The sequence below is a fragment of the Flavobacterium faecale genome (genome assembly GCF_003076455.1).
Lineage (GTDB): Bacteria > Bacteroidota > Bacteroidia > Flavobacteriales > Flavobacteriaceae > Flavobacterium > Flavobacterium faecale.
On sequence record NZ_CP020918.1, the window covers coordinates 940,595 to 956,847 of the forward strand.

20 protein-coding genes are annotated in these 16,253 nt (G+C 33.4%); 7 read left to right on the forward strand and 13 right to left on the reverse strand.

Annotated features, from left to right (window positions below):
• Positions 1-59 precede the first annotated feature (59 nt).
• Entirely contained in the window at positions 60-1,016 is a 957-nt protein-coding gene (locus FFWV33_RS04090) for a sterol desaturase family protein (protein WP_108742446.1), read from the forward strand.
• 5 nt (positions 1,017-1,021) lie between these two features.
• Entirely contained in the window at positions 1,022-1,411 is a 390-nt protein-coding gene (locus FFWV33_RS04095) for a hypothetical protein (RefSeq protein ID WP_108739735.1), read from the forward strand.
• Between the two features lie 326 nt (positions 1,412-1,737).
• Here FFWV33_RS04095 and FFWV33_RS04100 read toward each other — a convergent pair whose 3' ends face one another.
• The 4 genes from FFWV33_RS04100 to FFWV33_RS04115 form a co-directional block, all read right to left on the reverse strand.
• A complete protein-coding gene (locus tag FFWV33_RS04100; protein WP_108739736.1) occupies positions 1,738-2,292 on the reverse strand; it encodes a hypothetical protein in 555 nt (184 codons plus the stop codon).
• Between the two features lie 332 nt (positions 2,293-2,624).
• Entirely contained in the window at positions 2,625-3,302 is a 678-nt protein-coding gene (locus FFWV33_RS04105) for a hypothetical protein (protein WP_159085973.1), read from the reverse strand.
• Positions 3,303-3,527: 225 nt separating this feature from the next.
• The gene (locus FFWV33_RS04110; protein WP_108739738.1) at positions 3,528-5,057 is read right to left on the reverse strand and encodes an LA2681 family HEPN domain-containing protein; all 1,530 of its coding nucleotides are present in this window, start codon (positions 5,055-5,057) and stop codon (positions 3,528-3,530) included.
• Positions 5,058-5,269: 212 nt separating this feature from the next.
• Positions 5,270-6,169 (reverse strand): SIR2 family protein, encoded by a 900-nt coding sequence (locus FFWV33_RS04115; RefSeq protein ID WP_108739739.1) that lies wholly within the window; start codon positions 6,167-6,169, stop codon positions 5,270-5,272.
• A gap of 106 nt (positions 6,170-6,275) precedes the next feature.
• Between FFWV33_RS04115 and FFWV33_RS19290 the strand changes: the two genes are divergently transcribed.
• Entirely contained in the window at positions 6,276-6,443 is a 168-nt protein-coding gene (locus FFWV33_RS19290; RefSeq protein ID WP_159085974.1) for a hypothetical protein, read from the forward strand.
• A gap of 113 nt (positions 6,444-6,556) precedes the next feature.
• On the opposite strand, the gene FFWV33_RS04125 is transcribed toward FFWV33_RS19290, so the two are convergent.
• From FFWV33_RS04125 to nfsB, 4 genes are all read right to left on the reverse strand, one after another.
• On the reverse strand, positions 6,557-6,847 hold the full coding sequence (locus FFWV33_RS04125) for a putative quinol monooxygenase (protein WP_108739741.1): 291 nt from the start codon (positions 6,845-6,847) through the stop codon (positions 6,557-6,559).
• A 121-nt stretch (positions 6,848-6,968) separates the two neighbouring features.
• Positions 6,969-7,451, reverse strand: a complete 483-nt coding sequence (locus tag FFWV33_RS04130) for a cupin domain-containing protein (RefSeq protein WP_108739742.1) — start codon at positions 7,449-7,451, stop codon at positions 6,969-6,971.
• Positions 7,452-7,460: 9 nt separating this feature from the next.
• Positions 7,461-8,474 carry a zinc-binding alcohol dehydrogenase family protein gene (locus FFWV33_RS04135; protein ID WP_108739743.1) on the reverse strand — a complete coding sequence of 338 codons (1,014 nt, stop codon included), beginning with the start codon at positions 8,472-8,474 and terminating at the stop codon, positions 7,461-7,463.
• Positions 8,475-8,492: 18 nt separating this feature from the next.
• Positions 8,493-9,158, reverse strand: a complete 666-nt coding sequence (gene nfsB, locus FFWV33_RS04140; RefSeq protein ID WP_108739744.1) for an oxygen-insensitive NAD(P)H nitroreductase — start codon at positions 9,156-9,158, stop codon at positions 8,493-8,495.
• A gap of 504 nt (positions 9,159-9,662) precedes the next feature.
• Between nfsB and FFWV33_RS04145 the strand changes: the two genes are divergently transcribed.
• From FFWV33_RS04145 to FFWV33_RS04160, 4 genes are all read left to right on the forward strand, one after another.
• Positions 9,663-9,881 (forward strand): DUF2683 family protein, encoded by a 219-nt coding sequence (locus tag FFWV33_RS04145; protein WP_108739745.1) that lies wholly within the window; start codon positions 9,663-9,665, stop codon positions 9,879-9,881.
• Entirely contained in the window at positions 9,881-10,066 is a 186-nt protein-coding gene (locus tag FFWV33_RS04150) for a type II toxin-antitoxin system YoeB family toxin (RefSeq protein WP_108739746.1), read from the forward strand. The genes FFWV33_RS04145 and FFWV33_RS04150 overlap by 1 nt, the downstream gene beginning before the upstream one ends.
• A gap of 387 nt (positions 10,067-10,453) precedes the next feature.
• A complete protein-coding gene (locus FFWV33_RS04155) occupies positions 10,454-11,005 on the forward strand; it encodes a DUF4494 domain-containing protein (RefSeq protein ID WP_108739747.1) in 552 nt (183 codons plus the stop codon).
• Between the two features lie 212 nt (positions 11,006-11,217).
• Positions 11,218-11,907 carry a hypothetical protein gene (locus tag FFWV33_RS04160; RefSeq protein ID WP_108739748.1) on the forward strand — a complete coding sequence of 230 codons (690 nt, stop codon included), beginning with the start codon at positions 11,218-11,220 and terminating at the stop codon, positions 11,905-11,907.
• Between the two features lie 205 nt (positions 11,908-12,112).
• Here the strand turns inward: FFWV33_RS04160 and sufD are convergent, their stop codons facing one another.
• The 5 genes from sufD to sufB all read right to left on the reverse strand — a co-directional run bounded on the left by sufD (position 12,113) and on the right by sufB (position 16,212).
• Positions 12,113-13,429 (reverse strand): Fe-S cluster assembly protein SufD, encoded by a 1,317-nt coding sequence (gene sufD, locus FFWV33_RS04165; protein WP_108739749.1) that lies wholly within the window; start codon positions 13,427-13,429, stop codon positions 12,113-12,115.
• A 61-nt stretch (positions 13,430-13,490) separates the two neighbouring features.
• Complete coding sequence (sufC, locus tag FFWV33_RS04170) at positions 13,491-14,240, reverse strand: Fe-S cluster assembly ATPase SufC (protein WP_108739750.1); 750 nt, start codon at positions 14,238-14,240, stop codon at positions 13,491-13,493.
• 14 nt (positions 14,241-14,254) lie between these two features.
• Positions 14,255-14,527 (reverse strand): Txe/YoeB family addiction module toxin, encoded by a 273-nt coding sequence (locus tag FFWV33_RS04175; RefSeq protein WP_108739751.1) that lies wholly within the window; start codon positions 14,525-14,527, stop codon positions 14,255-14,257.
• Positions 14,518-14,724, reverse strand: a complete 207-nt coding sequence (locus FFWV33_RS04180) for a DUF2683 family protein (RefSeq protein WP_108739752.1) — start codon at positions 14,722-14,724, stop codon at positions 14,518-14,520. The genes FFWV33_RS04175 and FFWV33_RS04180 overlap by 10 nt, the downstream gene beginning before the upstream one ends.
• A 39-nt stretch (positions 14,725-14,763) precedes the next feature.
• Positions 14,764-16,212 carry a Fe-S cluster assembly protein SufB gene (sufB, locus tag FFWV33_RS04185; RefSeq protein WP_108739753.1) on the reverse strand — a complete coding sequence of 483 codons (1,449 nt, stop codon included), beginning with the start codon at positions 16,210-16,212 and terminating at the stop codon, positions 14,764-14,766.
• Between the last annotated feature and the right edge of the window lie 41 nt (positions 16,213-16,253).

Genomic DNA, 16,253 nt, shown 5'->3' on the forward strand with positions numbered 1-16,253 from the left:
AATACAAAATTTATAATGGAAATTACCGTTATATAATCACACACAAAATAACTACAATATTGGATTTTACAAACCCGTTAGTCTATGGAGTTCCTTGTTTTTTGGGCTTTATCGCAATAGAACTTACTTACAGCAAAACTCATGACGACAAAGAATTATACAAATGGAAAGATTTTTTTTCCAGCTTATCACTTGGAATAGGATCTGCAGTAATTGGTGCTCTGGTAAAAACAGTAGCCGTAATTTTAGTCTTTAATTTTGCTTATGAGCTATTTAATCCTCTTGTGGATGGTGTTAGAACCAATATTATGGGTTGGCAATCTTTTGGATATGCTTGGTATGTTTGGATAATCTGCATGCTATTAGACGATTATTCTTATTATTGGTTTCATAGACAAAACCATATGGTCCGTTTTTTATGGGCTGCACATATTGTACATCACTCTTCAGACAATTTTAATTTAGGAACAGCGGTACGAAATGGTTGGTTTACTATTTTTTACAAGCCTTTTTTTTATGTTTGGATTGTTATTATAGGTTTCCCGCCAGAAATGTTAGTTGTTTGTATGGGGATTGAAGCTTTATGGCAATTTCAACTTCATACGCAGTATGTAAAAAACTTAGGGTTTTTAGAAACCTTTTTAAATACACATACCATGCACCAAGTGCACCACGCTCAGAATATTGAATACATGGACAAAAATCACGGTGGAATCCTAAATGTATTTGATCGCGTTTTTGGGACTTGGAAAAAAATAGACCAATCTATTGATATAAAATATGGTGTTTCTGTCCCTCCAGAATCTTATAACTTGTTTATAATTTTAACACACGAGTATAAAAACATTTGGGATGATATGAAAAAATCAAGTAATTGGTATCACAAATTTAAATACGCCTTTGCTGCTCCTGGTTGGAGTCATGACGGAAGCACACAAACGATTAAGCAAATTAGAAAAGAAATGGCAGAAGATGCTAATAACAATTTAGAAGTATCAAATCCTAAACCTATTTAGCTAATGTGTTCGCAAAATATGATGGGGAACATAATGGAGATGAACCGGATTTGCGGTTTTTTACGCCAACCTATTTTCACAGAATAAAACTACATACTGTAACGCATAGCATAGGTGGAAGTTCACCAAGTAGCGAAGAACCATCCTGGGAGGGTGATTTACTTTGTCAACTCTCCGTTGATGCAGATACTCTAAAGTTTAAAAAAAACTTTTGGTTTGGTAATTATGGCAGCGATTCCAAATATTTCAATGCCAATGGCCGCGAAATTTCGAAATTAAAATATGAGTTGGAACACGACTATCATCCTTATTCTTATTTTACTAATAAGCAATTTAATTTTAAACTTTTCACTATGGATGAGAGACAATTGTACCTAATAACACTTGTTAATTAAAACGTAGTCTACTACTATAAATACAATCTCGTCGCGCAAAGTCAGAGACATTTACGCAGCGTTCATGATGAAATTTTCATTTGAAAACTGAATTAAGAAATATACTTCACAGCTGGTCATATACAAAATATAATAAGTATTAGCTACTATAATTATCATTGTTGATGGGCGCAAAGTCGGAGACATTTGCGCAGCATTCACGATTAGATTGCCGTTAGAAAATTGAATTAGGAATTATAGCTCGTACAGCGGGTGATAGAAAGTTGGTTGTATTGCGATGGCAAATAGCAATGGTTATGAAGAACGGAGACTTCGCACAGCTGGATTTATTTACTACCAACCATGTTTAATAATAAATTCACAAAACAACTAATTCCCAAAACGATTAAATAATAATTCACAAGGCTCATATTTGTCATTTCTTTATTTGAACGCAATGCAATTATCAAAAAAACAATAAATGAAATGGGAATCAAGCTAATGCAATAAAAAAACAAGATATATATTAGATTCATTGAATTAGAGTCTAGTATCAGGATAAGTAAACCATTTACAACTCCAATCATGATTGAAGCTAAAAGTAATTTCATAAAAAATTTGAAATCCATAATTGGTAGTGAATTTGCTTTATCATTTTCCGCAAGCGGCATTTGTTTGTTATTTAAAATCTTTATTATTGCCAAAATAGTTGATAAAGAGAAAACTATTGTTAACCAACTAAAAGCAATAGAAAGACTATATAACTGTAAAAATTCAACTATTGAAGTAACAATCATGAAGAAAATATAGTTGAATACTAAAAAGATCCAAAAGTTTTTTCTAGATAAAGGTTCCGCTATTTTAAAAATTGTTTTCCACGTATTTAAATATTCTTCTATCATCTTAAATTAAATTTACTGTTGTGCAAATCTGTGCAAAATTTATACATAATACTTTCATTGAGCAAATCTCTCTGAATTTACTTCCACAATAGTCATCCACAATCTTGATTATTGAGAGGAACGCGACAATCACGTACAGTGCATCACTTTTTATTCAGCTGATTTGATTTTATAGTATTAATTTGGTGCTTTATGTGTTCTAGTAACGGATTAGCTACGGTAATTGTCAATAGGAATGAGCGCTAAGTCGAAGACATTTGCGCAGCATTCACGATGGAATTTCCATTTGAACATTGAGTTAATAATTATACTTTGCGGAGCGGGTAACGTTTTTATTTATCTACTTCTAAATACAAATTTTCTATATCAATCAATTCTGAATTTTCTATATTCAAATACTTTTTCATTTTTTTAATTTCGTCAGACCATTCTTTTATGTTTTGAGGTGATTTTCTATTTTTAGAGATCATATCTCCAATAAAATATATATTGACTAACTTAGATTTTATTCCAGATCGTTTTAACAAATCTAGGACATAAATTCTATTCGCAAGTTGATAATATTTTTCAGTCCAAGGATTGTCCTCAATGATTGCAATCCTATTATTTTCGGCTGTTTTCAATAATGTTTTCTCAATTTTTAATAGACTATTTTCTGAAGCTCCGCTACTTTGGCTAAGTTCTCCCAAATGTGCTTTAGCTTCTATTAGAATCCAAGTTTTAATTCCATTTTGGATTGTATACCCTATTAAGTCCCAATTCATTGAATTTCCTTTTTGAGGCCATTCTTTTTTCCAATTAGACAATAATTCTTGGTAATTTGGTTCATTTTCTAAAAAAGACAAACCTACTAATTCTTTATCTGGTATATCTTTTCCTTTGTCAAAATCAAAGTCTACCCAAGAAATATTATCAATATGTAATAATTCTTTAACTCTTTTATCAAACTCATTTCTATGTCGTCCCGTCCATCTCAAAAGGTGAAATTCACTCCCGTAACCTAATGCCATTTTTCCCATATTTTAATCAGTCTAATTCGTTATTTAAGTTTAATGTTAGTTGGTTTGCATAATGTTACCCAACGTTGTTATGTATGATTAGTAATAGAAGGTTGGTTTTATTGCAATGGCAATTAGGAATGGGTGCGAAGTCGGAAGACTTCGCACAGCTGAGACATTTGCGCAGCGTTCGCGATGTCTTTGCCGTTTGAAAATAATACTTTGCGAAAAGGGTTATTAACGTTTAAATTCATCTCTTAACTCTATAAAATCAACTGGTAAAACTGGATTAGATATTACTTTCTTTTTTTCTTCCAAATTAATACCAAGCGATAAATAGATCATACTTGCTCTTATTAAAGTAATTAATTTTAAAGTTTTTTGTTCAAATTCATCCCTAGTAATTACAAATGTAAGTTCGTTGTCAAATAATCCACTTTCTACAAATTCTACAATTTTAAAAGATTTATGTTCAATAAAGTTCCTAATTTGAGCTAATTTTTTTGCTTCAGGTTCTATTGAATGTGAGAACTCTTCATTTTTCTCATATAAATCTTTACTTAACCAATATAAACCTTTGAAAGCCCAATTTTGGGTGTCAATTATTTTATTATTTATTTTAACAGTTCTCGTTGACTTATCATAAAAACTCCAAATACCTCTAAATGAAACTTTTTCGGGTTTATGCTCTAAATCTAGATAATCATTCATTAGATATCCAATTTTGTCCAAAATAGAATAACATAATCTAAATGTAGTTTTAATTTTTTCACTACTATATGAGTAAACAGCATAATCTAACGTGTCTAGCTGGATATTATCTTTGTCGGAGTAATGTGTTTGCTTTTGAGTTAAACCTTCGAACAACAGATGTCTTGCAGAGACAAACTCTTGCTTTATTTGATTAAATATTGTTTGATAAATAGGTGGTTTATCAAACTTTAGAGTAATGGTAGGAAGTAGAAGACAATCATGTCCAGCAATATTATCTGTTATAACGTCATTGAGAGGGTTTAAGAAAAGATGGTTTTTTAAACACCAAGTTCTATATTCTTGTTCTGCTTTAGAATCACCAATAGAGAAAGTTTTTAAGTTTTGAATATCACTTAATTTTTCAATGTCAATGATAGATTCTAAAATACTTATAATATTTTTAAACGCGGCATTTGCTTCTTCATAAATATCTGTATTTATTGCTTTATTTAAATATTTATAAGCCAATTTTAAAAATAAAAGTTGATGACCACTATCGTATAGTATTTTGGAATAGTGGAAAAGACTAAATCCAATATTTCCAAGTGCCATTGAAAAAGTAGAGTCAATTTTTATTGCTCTCTGCCAATATAATTGAGCTTCTGAAAATCTACCCAAATGGCTGAACAATATTCCTAAATTAGTTAAAATCTCACATTTTTGCTGATTATTTCTACTGTTTTTAGAAAATGAAAGTGCTAATCGTAAATTAATTATTTGCTGTTCAGATTCCCTTAAATCAAAACTCCAAAATTCATCCGAGTTAAAATTTTGAGTTAATTGCTGGAGATATGACCAGCCATTTGCTACATTGTAATGAAAAGTCATTTTATTTTCATCTGAAAAACCTTCTAAATTTTGCTTTTCGGAAAGGTTTAAACCAAAATTAATATCTTTTTCACTTCCTGTTTCTCTACCTGTCTCAAAAATTATTGCCAATAAATTGACGACCTCAACTGGCTCAAAATTATTGAGGTGTTCTAAATTTAATATTTCGTTATAGGTGAAATCCATGATTTTTTTTTTAGCTAGCTAGTTACGGTTACGTTATGGCAAGTACAAGCAATAAATTATATACGGCTTGGAAACAATATTTATTCTTCATCAAATTTATTTTCGGCTTCTATCAGGGGTTCGTGCCATTTCCACAATTCCTCAAGAGTTTTAAAATTATTTGGTATTTTATTTCCATCTTGAAACATTTCATTAGGTGTTAATGGTATTGCTCAATGATGATAACTTTCTACTGTTCTTCTTGGATGCAAAGCTAATGATGATTCGAAATAATCTTTGCAATAGTGGTAATGACTTGAATGAATGAATGTCTTCCAAGATTTTAATAATTTTTTCTCATCTTGGATATCTATTAATTCAAACTCTTCCATTGCTCTATCCTCTACATTTCCCCAAGCTTTTTGAAGTAGTTCGATTGCTTCTACGTCACTCACTGGTGCAGAATATCCAAAAACAGTAACTCTTTCAGCTTCTTCTAGTCTATTTCCGAGAGCTTCCCATTGTCCCTTTATAAAAGTATCACTATTATAATTTTTTTTGTCTACAGGATATAATAATTTAGTTGGTTCAAAATCTCGCATTGTTTTTTTAGAAGTCCAGCCTGCATGTCCAACTGTACCATTTGATTCGTCAAATTCAAGTGAAACACAACCGTGTAAATGCAAAATACCTGGACTTTCTACAAATTTGCTATTTCTTAAATAAGCTTTATACAGAAATGGATCCCAATTAAATGTTGCGATTATATCTTTCTTATGACGTAATGAAAGTATAAGGTGATCATATATTGTCGGTTCATCAGGCAATTCCAATTCGCTAAAATATTTATAGACTACTTTTTCTACATATTCTCTTTCGGCTTTATATTTATCATCCTTTGCCAATAAACTATATAGTTTTTCAAAATCTTCTTTTAAAAGTTGATATTCTTTTGGTAACTCATTAACTACATTAGTTAATCCTACAATGTCAATTACATTCCACATTAAAGGAAGTAGTTTTCCGTTTTTTTCAGGATTTCTTAATGTCGAAGCATAGGTAGCTCCAGCTCCAAGAATGACAACGTGCGCCCCTTTTCCGTGTACGATTTCTATTTCTTCCTCTCTGTTCATATTGTTGCCAACTCGTTTATATGTATCACAATACACCACCCAATTATGAGTGCTTATGTATCACAAATATGATACTTTATTCATTACGCTAATGTAAGATAAAACAATGAAAAATATTACATATAAAATGTGCAAAGAAAAGTTATGTAAAAAAAATATTCCTCGAATCCCCAAAATCCCTAGCCCAGATAGCAGTGGAGCTCTTTTTAAACTTGCCTTTTTTGGCAAGATTAAAAAAGCGGGAACGCCCCGAAGCGTCGGGGGCTGGAAATAGCTCCAAAAAAAATAACTACTATCATCAAATTATAACCAAAAAAAAAGGAGCTTTTGGACCATGTATTCACATTGGTCGCAAAAGCTCCATTTTCAAATTAAATGGTGTATTAGTTATGCAAGCATAGTCATTTTGTTCACTGCAAATTCGGCAATAGCATCTTTGGCCGCCGTTTGGAACGCTACATAATGAGGCGTTGCAGCGTGTAAAGTAAGTGCCTCAGCATCTTTCCAGTTCTCGTACATTGTAAATGTATTGGCGTCGTCATTGTCTTGAAGGCAGTTGTAGTTGATACAACCCGCTTCTTGAACACTACTGGCAACTAGTTTTAGTAATTCGGTTTTAACCAATTCTCTATTTTCTTCTTTGGCTACAATTTTGGCCACAACAGTTATTTTGCTCATGATTTTTCTTTTTTTATGGTAACAAAATTACAGCTTTCAGATGGCTTTACTGCCTAATTTAACGTTCTCTTCTCAGTTAATTTTGGAAAGAAAAGCCAACCAATGGGCTGCATTTTTATTGCTATTTGTTAGATTTTGCTTTGTTCAAGTAATCTGGAACTTCTTTTGAAAGCCAATCTTCGCGCACGGGTACATGCACATCTAGATCCACGGTTTGCTCCAAAGCCCAAAATTCATGCGGTACATTTTCGGGGAAAACAATTACTTCGCCTACACCAACTTCTACAAATTGTTCTTTGCCATCAATGATCGTTTTAATTTTGACCTTACCCGACATGATGTAGGTAATTTGCTCGTTTGGGTGTTTGTGCCACGCAATATGAGCACCTTTTTCGAGATTAAAAATGGTCATTTGACCTTTTTCACCATGAAACCATTTGCGTTTGATTCCTTCCCCGATAGTTTCCGATTCCATTTCATCAAAATTGAAGTGCTGCACTTTTGAAGTTGCAACAGAATCTATGGTGTTTACTTGTGCCGCTGTGTTTTGAACGCTAAATGCGCTGATCAAAACAGCAGTTGCGATCGCTATTTTTACTTTCATTATTTTGTATTAGTTGTTAAAACCTTCTAGAACAATTTTACCTTTTGCTTTTCCTGTTTCCAAGAAGGCATGCGCTTTACGTAAGTTTTCGGCGTTGATGCTTCCGAAATTCTCACCTAAGGTTGTTTTAATAGTTCCGTTGTCAATCAAAGTGGCTATTTCGTTCAAGATATTGTGTTGACTAATCATGTCTTCTGTTTGAAACATCGAACGCGTAAACATAAATTCCCAGTGCGTAGAAACCGATTTTGCTTTGAAAGGCATGATGTTGAACGATTTTGGATCATCAATAAAACCAAATTTTCCTTGTGGTTTGATCACTTTTACAATCTCTTCCGCATGTTGTTCGGTAGCATTTAAGCTTACAATATAATCTGGAGCAGCAAGCTTGTATTTTTCGAATTCTTCGCTCAATTTATTTCGGTGGTTGATTACGGTGTCTGCACCCAATTCTTTCAGCCAATCTGTTGTTTCTTCGCGTGAAGCGGTTCCGACAATTTTTAGTTTTGTCAATTTCTTAGCTAATTGAACTAAAATTGATCCCACACCACCAGCAGCACCAATAACCAAAATTGATTTGTTAGCATCATCTTTGGCTACTTCTAATCTGTCAAACAACATTTCGTAAGCGGTAAGAGAGGTCAATGGCAAAGCAGCAGCTTCGGCATACGATAAACTTGTTGGTTTTTTACCCACAATGCGCTCGTCTACCACTTGATATTCGGCATAACTTCCTTGGCGTGTGATATCACCTGCGTACATTACTTCGTCTCCAACTTGGAACAAAGTCACGTTTTCACCCACTTCTTTCACGATTCCGGTAGCATCCCAACCAATGATTTTCCAGTTGTCGCCATCAGCAGGCATATTGGCACGTACTTTATAATCAGCAGGATTTACGGAGATGGCCTTGATTTCGACAAGAATATCTCTTCCAGTTGCTTTAGGCGTTTCTACGGTTACGTCCTGTAGTGATTTTACATTTTCTACAGGTAAATTTTCTTTATATCCAATTGCTTTCATTTTCGTATTTTTTATAAATTATATTACAGTGATAATTTCACTTTGTGGTAATCTAGATTTTGGTGTTTTTTCTGTTGAATTAAAATCAGATGCGGTTCTGTAGCCAATTGAAACAGCCACTAAAGAGGTGAATCCTTTTGCTCTTAATCCGAATTCTTCATCTAAAGCTTTTATATCAATACCTTCCATTGGCGTTGCATCGATACCTAAAGTGGCAACTCCTAACAAAAAGTTACCAATGTTAAGGTATACTTGCTTCTCCATCCAATGCTGATAATCTTTTAATTCATATTTATGAATGTCAGCAAAAGCGTTCATTCCTCCTTGCATTCCTTTCTTTATGTCATCATTTGGCAATCTTCCGTCTTTATCTTGTACCTCTAAAAGGTGATTAAAATAGGCGTCATCTGCGCTTTCATTTGTTTTTGAACAAAACAATACAACTGCTGATGCATTCGTTATTTTTGGTTCATTAAAATGAAAAAAACCTTGGGTTCCTTTTGTCATACGTGCTTTTCCTTCAGTTGTTTCAGCAACTATAAAGTGCCAAGGTTGCAGGTTTACACTTGAAGGACTCATTCGTAATAAATTTTTAACCTGTGCCATATCTGTTTCAGATATTTTTTTGGTAGTATCAAATTCTTTCGTGGTGTATCTCCAGTTTAATGTTTCTTGTAAATTCATTTTATTATTATTTTTTTATACTATCATTTTTATAGTGGCAAAAGTAAGTATAGTAATTAAAACTCACAAGAACGGTCATAAAGTATAGTAATGAATTTTTTATTTAAGTAGTTGTATGTTAATTAATTAACAGTTTAATTTTTTACTATAAAAAGTATAGTGGTGTGATTATATATTGCATACAAACTTTGCGCATTGTAAAAATACTAAAATGATAATTAGTAGGCGTTTAGTTAATGTAATCAAATAGCCTCCTTATACCTAGGCTTTACAAATTTGAGCCATTTGTCTAAGGTTTCCACGAAATACGGTACTTATGACAATTCAGAATTTCAAACGAGATGATGTGCAGGTAGGCGCGGGTTACATAAGTCAACTAATACAAGATTAACTATTTGATCAATTGAAATCTACCACTATTTTTAAAATTCTGTATCAGTAGTAAATTTTGTAAATTTGTGTAAACATATACTAGTCCAGCTACCACTTCTAAAATTTTGAACTATGCAATCTATAAACTTTACTGCCTACACAGAGAATTTAGAGCAAATAGAAGCAATTAAAGCTTTTATGAAAGCCTTGAAAATTAAATTTGAAGTTTCAAAAGAACAACCATATAATCCTGATTTTGTTGAAAAAATAGAAAAAAGCAAGCAAGAGTTTATAGAAGGTAAATCTACTCGTGTCAAAAAAGAAGATTTACAAAGTTTTTTAGGCTTATAATGAGTTACCACTTAGATTTCTCGAATCAAGCTAAAAGCGATATTGAATTCCATAAAAAATCAGGAAACAAAGCGGTCTTAAAAAAACTACTTATTTTATTGAACGACCTAATAGAGCATCCTTTTGAAGGAACAGGAAAACCTGAAGCTTTGAAACACAACTTAACAGGATGCTGGTCACGTTGAAGTAACCAAGAATACAGACTTGTTTATGAAGTCCTCGAAAATAACATATTGCTGTACTCTGCCAAAGGACATTATGGTTAATTCTCAAAAAACACTTTTACTTCTAATTCTTTAAATATTTGTATCATTTTACGTCTTTTTTTATAATTCAGGTAGATACAATTGTGCCATAACAAGTACAAAAAATAGTTACTAAGATTAGGTTACATATTACATGTTCCCAAGAAATACGATACTTATGACAATTCAGAATTTCAAACGAGATGATGTGTTGGTTTGTGCAGGTTAAAAGTATATTTTTCGAAATTGTGAATATCTATTCGAATTAGATTCTAGTTATTTAACCTATAAAATCTATCTTTGTTTTCCTTAAAAAAATAGAACAAGATGAGTGCAATGTGGTTTGAATGCAAGATAAAATATAGAAAAACAGATGAAAACGGTGGTCAAAAAGTCACATCAGAACCTTATTTGGTAGATGCACTTTCATACACCGAAGCAGAAAGAAGAATCAACGAAGAGATGGCTGCTTATGTAAGTGAAGAATTTAAAATCACCAACATCAAAGTGGCTAACTATGCCGAGATTCACCCGTTTGAAAACTCTGACCGTTGGTTTAAATCGAAAATCGCTATGATTGCTTTTGACGAAGAGTCTGGAAAAGAACGCAAAACCAATATGTATTTTCTAGTGCAAGCTAATGATGTGCGTGAGGCATATGATAACACCATGCACACGATGCAAAACACAATGGGTGAATTTGCCATCACAGCTATCAATGAATCACCAATTATGGACGTTTTCCCGTATTTTAGCGGTGAAGAGGACTCATTGGAGCAACTAGAAAAATTTAACACAACCAAAGCGTCAAAACCAGCTCCTGTTGAAGAAGAAGTAATTGACAATATGGAATTTGAAACTGAGATTTCTAGTAACTAGAAAATTCCAATCTTTGTAATACAACAAAACCCGATAGCTCAATACTATCGGGTTTTTTGATTAAACGAAAACCTGCAGCAGAAATTCACCTTAAACATTATTAAAGAGCACAGGTAACTTGCCATAAAATTTAGTTTTAAATAAACAGAATAACCATACAAAATATCAAAAATGATTTGTACTATTGCATTTTAAAATCTAAATAATCTCTTATGAAAAAAATTAAATTTGTAGCAGTACTAACGATCCTATTATCCTCATTTTTAATGACCTCATGTAGTACTGACGATACACCTAGCAACGACGGAACCTCAACGGATGGTTTTTGGCCATTGGCAGTGAACAATCAGTGGAATTTTAATGACAATGGAACAAGTACATCAACCATAAAAATAACTGGTACCACAAGTTTCTCTGGAACAACTTACTACCAACTACAGGAACCAAATCCTTATAATTTAGATTTTTGGGTAGTAAAAAAAGGAGCAACATACTACCTTAAAGTTGCAAAACTAACAATTACAGAAAATGGAACTACTATTACAATACCAAGCTACGAAGCACCCGTTTTAAAAGAAGATTTGGCAGTAAACACTAGTTCCTCTGGAACTGTGAATTTAAGCGTAACAGGAACAGCAGGTGGGCAAACAATCAACTTCCCTACTACAATTAAATATACCCTTACAACTCTAGAAAAAGGAGGTACGCTTACTATAAATGGAACAACTTATACAGATGTACTAAAATCTAGCCAAAAACAAGAGGAAACCATCAACGGACAAACTACGATTGCAGAAAGTACTACTTGGTACGCAAATAATGTTGGACCAATAAAATCAATTACAAAATCGGACGGTATTACAACTGAAAGTGTCATAATAAACTACATCTTAAATAACTAAAACAAAATATTAGACATAATAAGATATACAAATAAAGCAGCTAGCGTGACGTAGATGGACTTTAAACGCATTTATTACTTACTGCACAATAACATGTTCTGTCTACAAGCACAGCAGCAGCTTTTCAATCTTGATACGTAGTATAAAGCAAAAACCCTTTCAAAGAATTTCTCTGAAAGGGTTTTTTTTTATAGAATCTACTTAACTACAAATCAAATCCAATTTTTACGCCCAATTTACTAGCGATGATATTGGTAATTCGTTGTTTCAATTCAGGTATTTTGATTCCTTCGATAACTGCATTCGAAAAAGCATACATCAACAAAGCTTTAGCTTCTTTTTGTGGAATACCACGTTGTTGCATATAAAACAAAGCGGTTTCATCCAATTGTCCAACGGTACAACCGTGAGAACATTTCACATCATCTGCAAAAATTTCCAATTGCGGTTTTGCGTTGATCGTCGCTTTTTCACTCAACAAAATGTTGTTACTTTTTTGAAAAGCATTTGTTTTCTGCGCCTCTCTCTCTACATATACTTTTCCGTTGAAAACTCCGGTAGAGCGATCAGAGAAAATACCTTTGTAGTCTTGAAAACTTTCGCAATTTGGCTGCGCATGATTCACAAGTGTATAATGATCAACATGTTGTTTGTCACCAATAATCGTGATTCCGTTTAAGGTACTTGTCAAATTTTCACCAAAGTGATAAAAATTCAAGTTGTTACGAGTAATATTTCCACCAAACGAAAAAGTATGCACATATACATGACTCTCTTTTTGTTGTGAAACATACGTACTGTCTACCAAATTAGCTTCGGCAGCGTCATTCTGAATCTTATAGTAATCAACAATAGCACGCTTCTCTGCATAAATCTCAGTAACTGAATTGGTCAGTACAGGATTTTCGCTTAAACTCTGGTGACGTTCAATAATTTGCACATGAGCGTTTTCGCCCACAATTACAAGATTACGAGGTTGCACCATCAAAGCTGCTTCACTACCCGTTGAGAAATACATGATTTCGATAGGTTTGTCTGCTACTTTATTTTTTGGGATATTGATGTAAGCACCTTCATTTGCAAACGCAGTATTCAAAGAGGCTAAACTCTCGTCTTTACTTGCTATTTGATTGAAGTAGGTGTCTATAATTGCTTTATATTTTGGTTTGTTTAACGCCGATGACATCAAACAAACATCGATTCCTTCGTGGGTTGTAGAGGACAAGTTTGAGCTAAAAACACCATCAATAAATACCAATTTATAAGTATCCATTTCGTGCAAGAAGTATTTTTTTACTTCCTTGAATTCAACTGCTACGTCACTCTTTGGAAAAACCGTAAAGTCATTTTTTAAGATGGCATTTAGTGAGGTATATTTCCAAGCTTCCTCTTTTTTGGTTGGGAATCCTTTATTTTCAAAGTTCTTCATGGCCGAAGTTCTCACGTCATGCAATTGTGAATGCACATCAACACGTTCTTCAAACGCCATAAAAGACGATACTAATTTTTCTTTTAATTCCATTTTGTTTAGTTTACAGATTACAGTTTCAGTTAACAGTCTCTAGACTTGATACTGCGACTGATTACTGATTTTCTGCTTTAATCCAATCGTATCCTCTTTCTTCTAATTCTAAAGCTAGAGATGCATCTCCAGATTTTACAATTTTTCCGTTCAATAGAACATGAACGAAATCAGGAACGATATATTCTAATAATCTTTGGTAGTGCGTAATAACTACTACAGCGTTTTTCTCGCTTTTTAGCTTGTTTACACCATTAGCAACGATACGCAATGCATCGATATCCAATCCTGAATCAGTTTCATCAAGGATAGCCAATTTTGGCTCTAACATTGCCATTTGAAAAATCTCATTACGTTTTTTCTCTCCACCAGAAAATCCTTCGTTCAAAGAACGAGAAAGGAACTTACGGTCGATCTCCAATAATTCTGATTTCTCACGAATTAATTTCAACATATCGCTAGCAGCCATTTCTTCTTCTCCTTTTGCTTTACGAGTTTCGTTTATAGCGGCTCTCATAAAGTTGGTTACAGAAACTCCTGGAATCTCTACTGGATATTGAAAAGAAAGAAACACTCCTTTGTGTGCTCTTTCTTCTGGAGCTAATTCTTCCAAATCTTCTCCATCCAAAGAAACACTTCCTTCGGTAACTTCGTAGTTTTCATTTCCTGCAATAACCGCAGACAAAGTACTTTTTCCAGCACCGTTTGGTCCCATGATTGCGTGTACTTCTCCTGCTTTTACTTCAAGATTGATTCCTTTTAATATTTCTTTATCCCCAATTGAGGCGTGTAGATTCTTGATTGATAACATGATGTTTATTTTGTTTATTCGTAATGTCCTTTTAATGAAATGATACTTAATATATCTATGATATTTTCATCTATTATTTCGTAAATTATCCTATGTTCATTATCGATTCTTCTTGACCAATAACCCGCTAATCCATACTTTAAAGCTTCTGGTTTCCCAATTCCTTCGTAAGGATTAATTTGAATTGCTTTGATCAATTCTGAAATCTTCTTTATGATTATCTTATTCCCTGATTTTGACCAAAAATCTAAATCCTTTTTGGCTTTTTTAGAAAATACTACTTCCATAAAGCATCTAATTCCTCCATAGTCATTTTTATTCCTTTGCCGTCTCTGACTTCTTTTGCTGCTTCCAAAATCTCTTTTACAAACTCAGGATTATATGGTTTATCAATCTTTTCTTCGATTTCAAAACCAAGCGATTTAGCCAACGATTTCAACACTGGATAATCTTTTTTCTTAACATTTTTTAAAATGAGTTCCATACTGATTGTAATTTAAGATGATATTCAAATTTACAAAAATTATCCCACCGAACCTTCCAAAGAAATTTCCAATAATTTTTGTGCCTCAACAGCAAATTCCATTGGTAATTTATTCAAAACTTCTTTACTAAAACCGTTTACGATTAGAGCAATTGCTTTTTCAGTCGGTATTCCACGTTGGTTACAATAGAAAACTTGGTCTTCACCAATTTTACTAGTGGTTGCCTCGTGTTCTATTTTGGCTGTTGGATTTTTACTTTCGATATAAGGAAAAGTATGTGCTCCACAATTATTACCCATCAACAGTGAGTCACATTGTGAAAAGTTACGTGCATTGTCTGCATTTGGCGATATACGTACCAAACCTCTATAACTATTTTGTGATTTTCCGGCAGAGATACCTTTCGAAATAATGGTGGACTTGGTATTTTTACCCAAGTGCATCATTTTTGTTCCTGTATCTGCTTGTTGGAAATTATTGGTTACAGCGATCGAATAAAATTCTCCAACTGAATTATCTCCTTTTAAGATAACCGATGGATATTTCCATGTTACTGCCGAACCTGTTTCTACTTGTGTCCAAGAAATTTTTGCGTTTTTCTCGCAAATTCCTCTTTTCGTTACAAAATTGTAAACCCCACCTTTACCCTCTTTGTTTCCAGGAAACCAGTTTTGAACAGTAGAATATTTAATTTCAGCATCATCAAGGGCGATCAATTCAACAACTGCTGCGTGCAATTGATTTTCGTCACGACTTGGCGCTGTACAACCTTCTAGGTAAGACACATAACTACCAGCATCTGCTACAAGTAATGTTCTTTCAAATTGACCTGTACCGGCTTGGTTAATTCTAAAGTAAGTCGAAAGTTCCATTGGACATCTCACCCCTTTTGGAATATAACAGAAAGACCCGTCTGAGAAAACAGCCGAGTTCAAGGCAGCATAAAAGTTGTCTTTTTGCGGCACTACAGTTCCCAAATATTTACGAACCAATTCTGGATGCTCTTTGATAGCCTCAGAAATACTCATAAAAATGATTCCTTTTTCTCCCAATGTTTTCTTGAATGTCGTTGCAACCGATACGGAATCGACAACGATATCCATCGCTACATTGTTCATCATTTTTTGCTCATCGACAGAGATACCCAACTTTTTGTACATTTCCAAAAGTTCTGGATCTACATCGTCAAGTGTTTTGTTAGGATCAATTGTTTTTGGTGCCGAATAATACGAGATCGCTTGAAAATCTGGTTTTGTATAATGAACATTTGCCCATTCTGGCTCCACCATTTCTTCCCACGCTCTAAATGCTTCGATTCTCCAATCGGTCATCCATTGTGGCTCTTCCTTTTTTAACGAAATAGCACGAACAATGTCTTCATTTAAACCAATAGGAAACGTTTCCGATTCCAATTCGGTATAAAATCCATACTCGTATTCTTTGTTTTCTAATTCGACTTTTAAGTCGTCTTCGGTGTATTTTGACATTTGTATTGTATAGATTTAAAGACTTTGAAAGGTGTAAATCA

Coding starts and splice junctions, on each gene's coding strand:
- FFWV33_RS04100 (WP_108739736.1), bottom strand. CDS start 2,292: ATGATAGAAGAATATTTAAATACGTGGAAAACAATTTTTAAAATAGCG.
- FFWV33_RS04105 (WP_159085973.1), bottom strand. CDS start 3,302: ATGGCATTAGGTTACGGGAGTGAATTTCACCTTTTGAGATGGACGGGA.
- FFWV33_RS04110 (WP_108739738.1), bottom strand. CDS start 5,057: ATGGATTTCACCTATAACGAAATATTAAATTTAGAACACCTCAATAAT.
- FFWV33_RS04115 (WP_108739739.1), bottom strand. CDS start 6,169: ATGAACAGAGAGGAAGAAATAGAAATCGTACACGGAAAAGGGGCGCAC.
- FFWV33_RS19290 (WP_159085974.1), top strand. CDS start 6,276: ATGAAAAATATTACATATAAAATGTGCAAAGAAAAGTTATGTAAAAAA.
- FFWV33_RS04125 (WP_108739741.1), bottom strand. CDS start 6,847: ATGAGCAAAATAACTGTTGTGGCCAAAATTGTAGCCAAAGAAGAAAAT.
- FFWV33_RS04130 (WP_108739742.1), bottom strand. CDS start 7,451: ATGAAAGTAAAAATAGCGATCGCAACTGCTGTTTTGATCAGCGCATTT.
- FFWV33_RS04135 (WP_108739743.1), bottom strand. CDS start 8,474: ATGAAAGCAATTGGATATAAAGAAAATTTACCTGTAGAAAATGTAAAA.
- nfsB (WP_108739744.1), bottom strand. CDS start 9,158: ATGAATTTACAAGAAACATTAAACTGGAGATACACCACGAAAGAATTT.
- FFWV33_RS04145 (WP_108739745.1), top strand. CDS start 9,663: ATGCAATCTATAAACTTTACTGCCTACACAGAGAATTTAGAGCAAATA.
- FFWV33_RS04150 (WP_108739746.1), top strand. CDS start 9,881: ATGAGTTACCACTTAGATTTCTCGAATCAAGCTAAAAGCGATATTGAA.
- FFWV33_RS04155 (WP_108739747.1), top strand. CDS start 10,454: ATGAGTGCAATGTGGTTTGAATGCAAGATAAAATATAGAAAAACAGAT.
- FFWV33_RS04160 (WP_108739748.1), top strand. CDS start 11,218: ATGAAAAAAATTAAATTTGTAGCAGTACTAACGATCCTATTATCCTCA.
- sufD (WP_108739749.1), bottom strand. CDS start 13,429: ATGGAATTAAAAGAAAAATTAGTATCGTCTTTTATGGCGTTTGAAGAA.
- sufC (WP_108739750.1), bottom strand. CDS start 14,240: ATGTTATCAATCAAGAATCTACACGCCTCAATTGGGGATAAAGAAATA.
- FFWV33_RS04175 (WP_108739751.1), bottom strand. CDS start 14,527: ATGGAAGTAGTATTTTCTAAAAAAGCCAAAAAGGATTTAGATTTTTGG.
- FFWV33_RS04180 (WP_108739752.1), bottom strand. CDS start 14,724: ATGGAACTCATTTTAAAAAATGTTAAGAAAAAAGATTATCCAGTGTTG.
- sufB (WP_108739753.1), bottom strand. CDS start 16,212: ATGTCAAAATACACCGAAGACGACTTAAAAGTCGAATTAGAAAACAAA.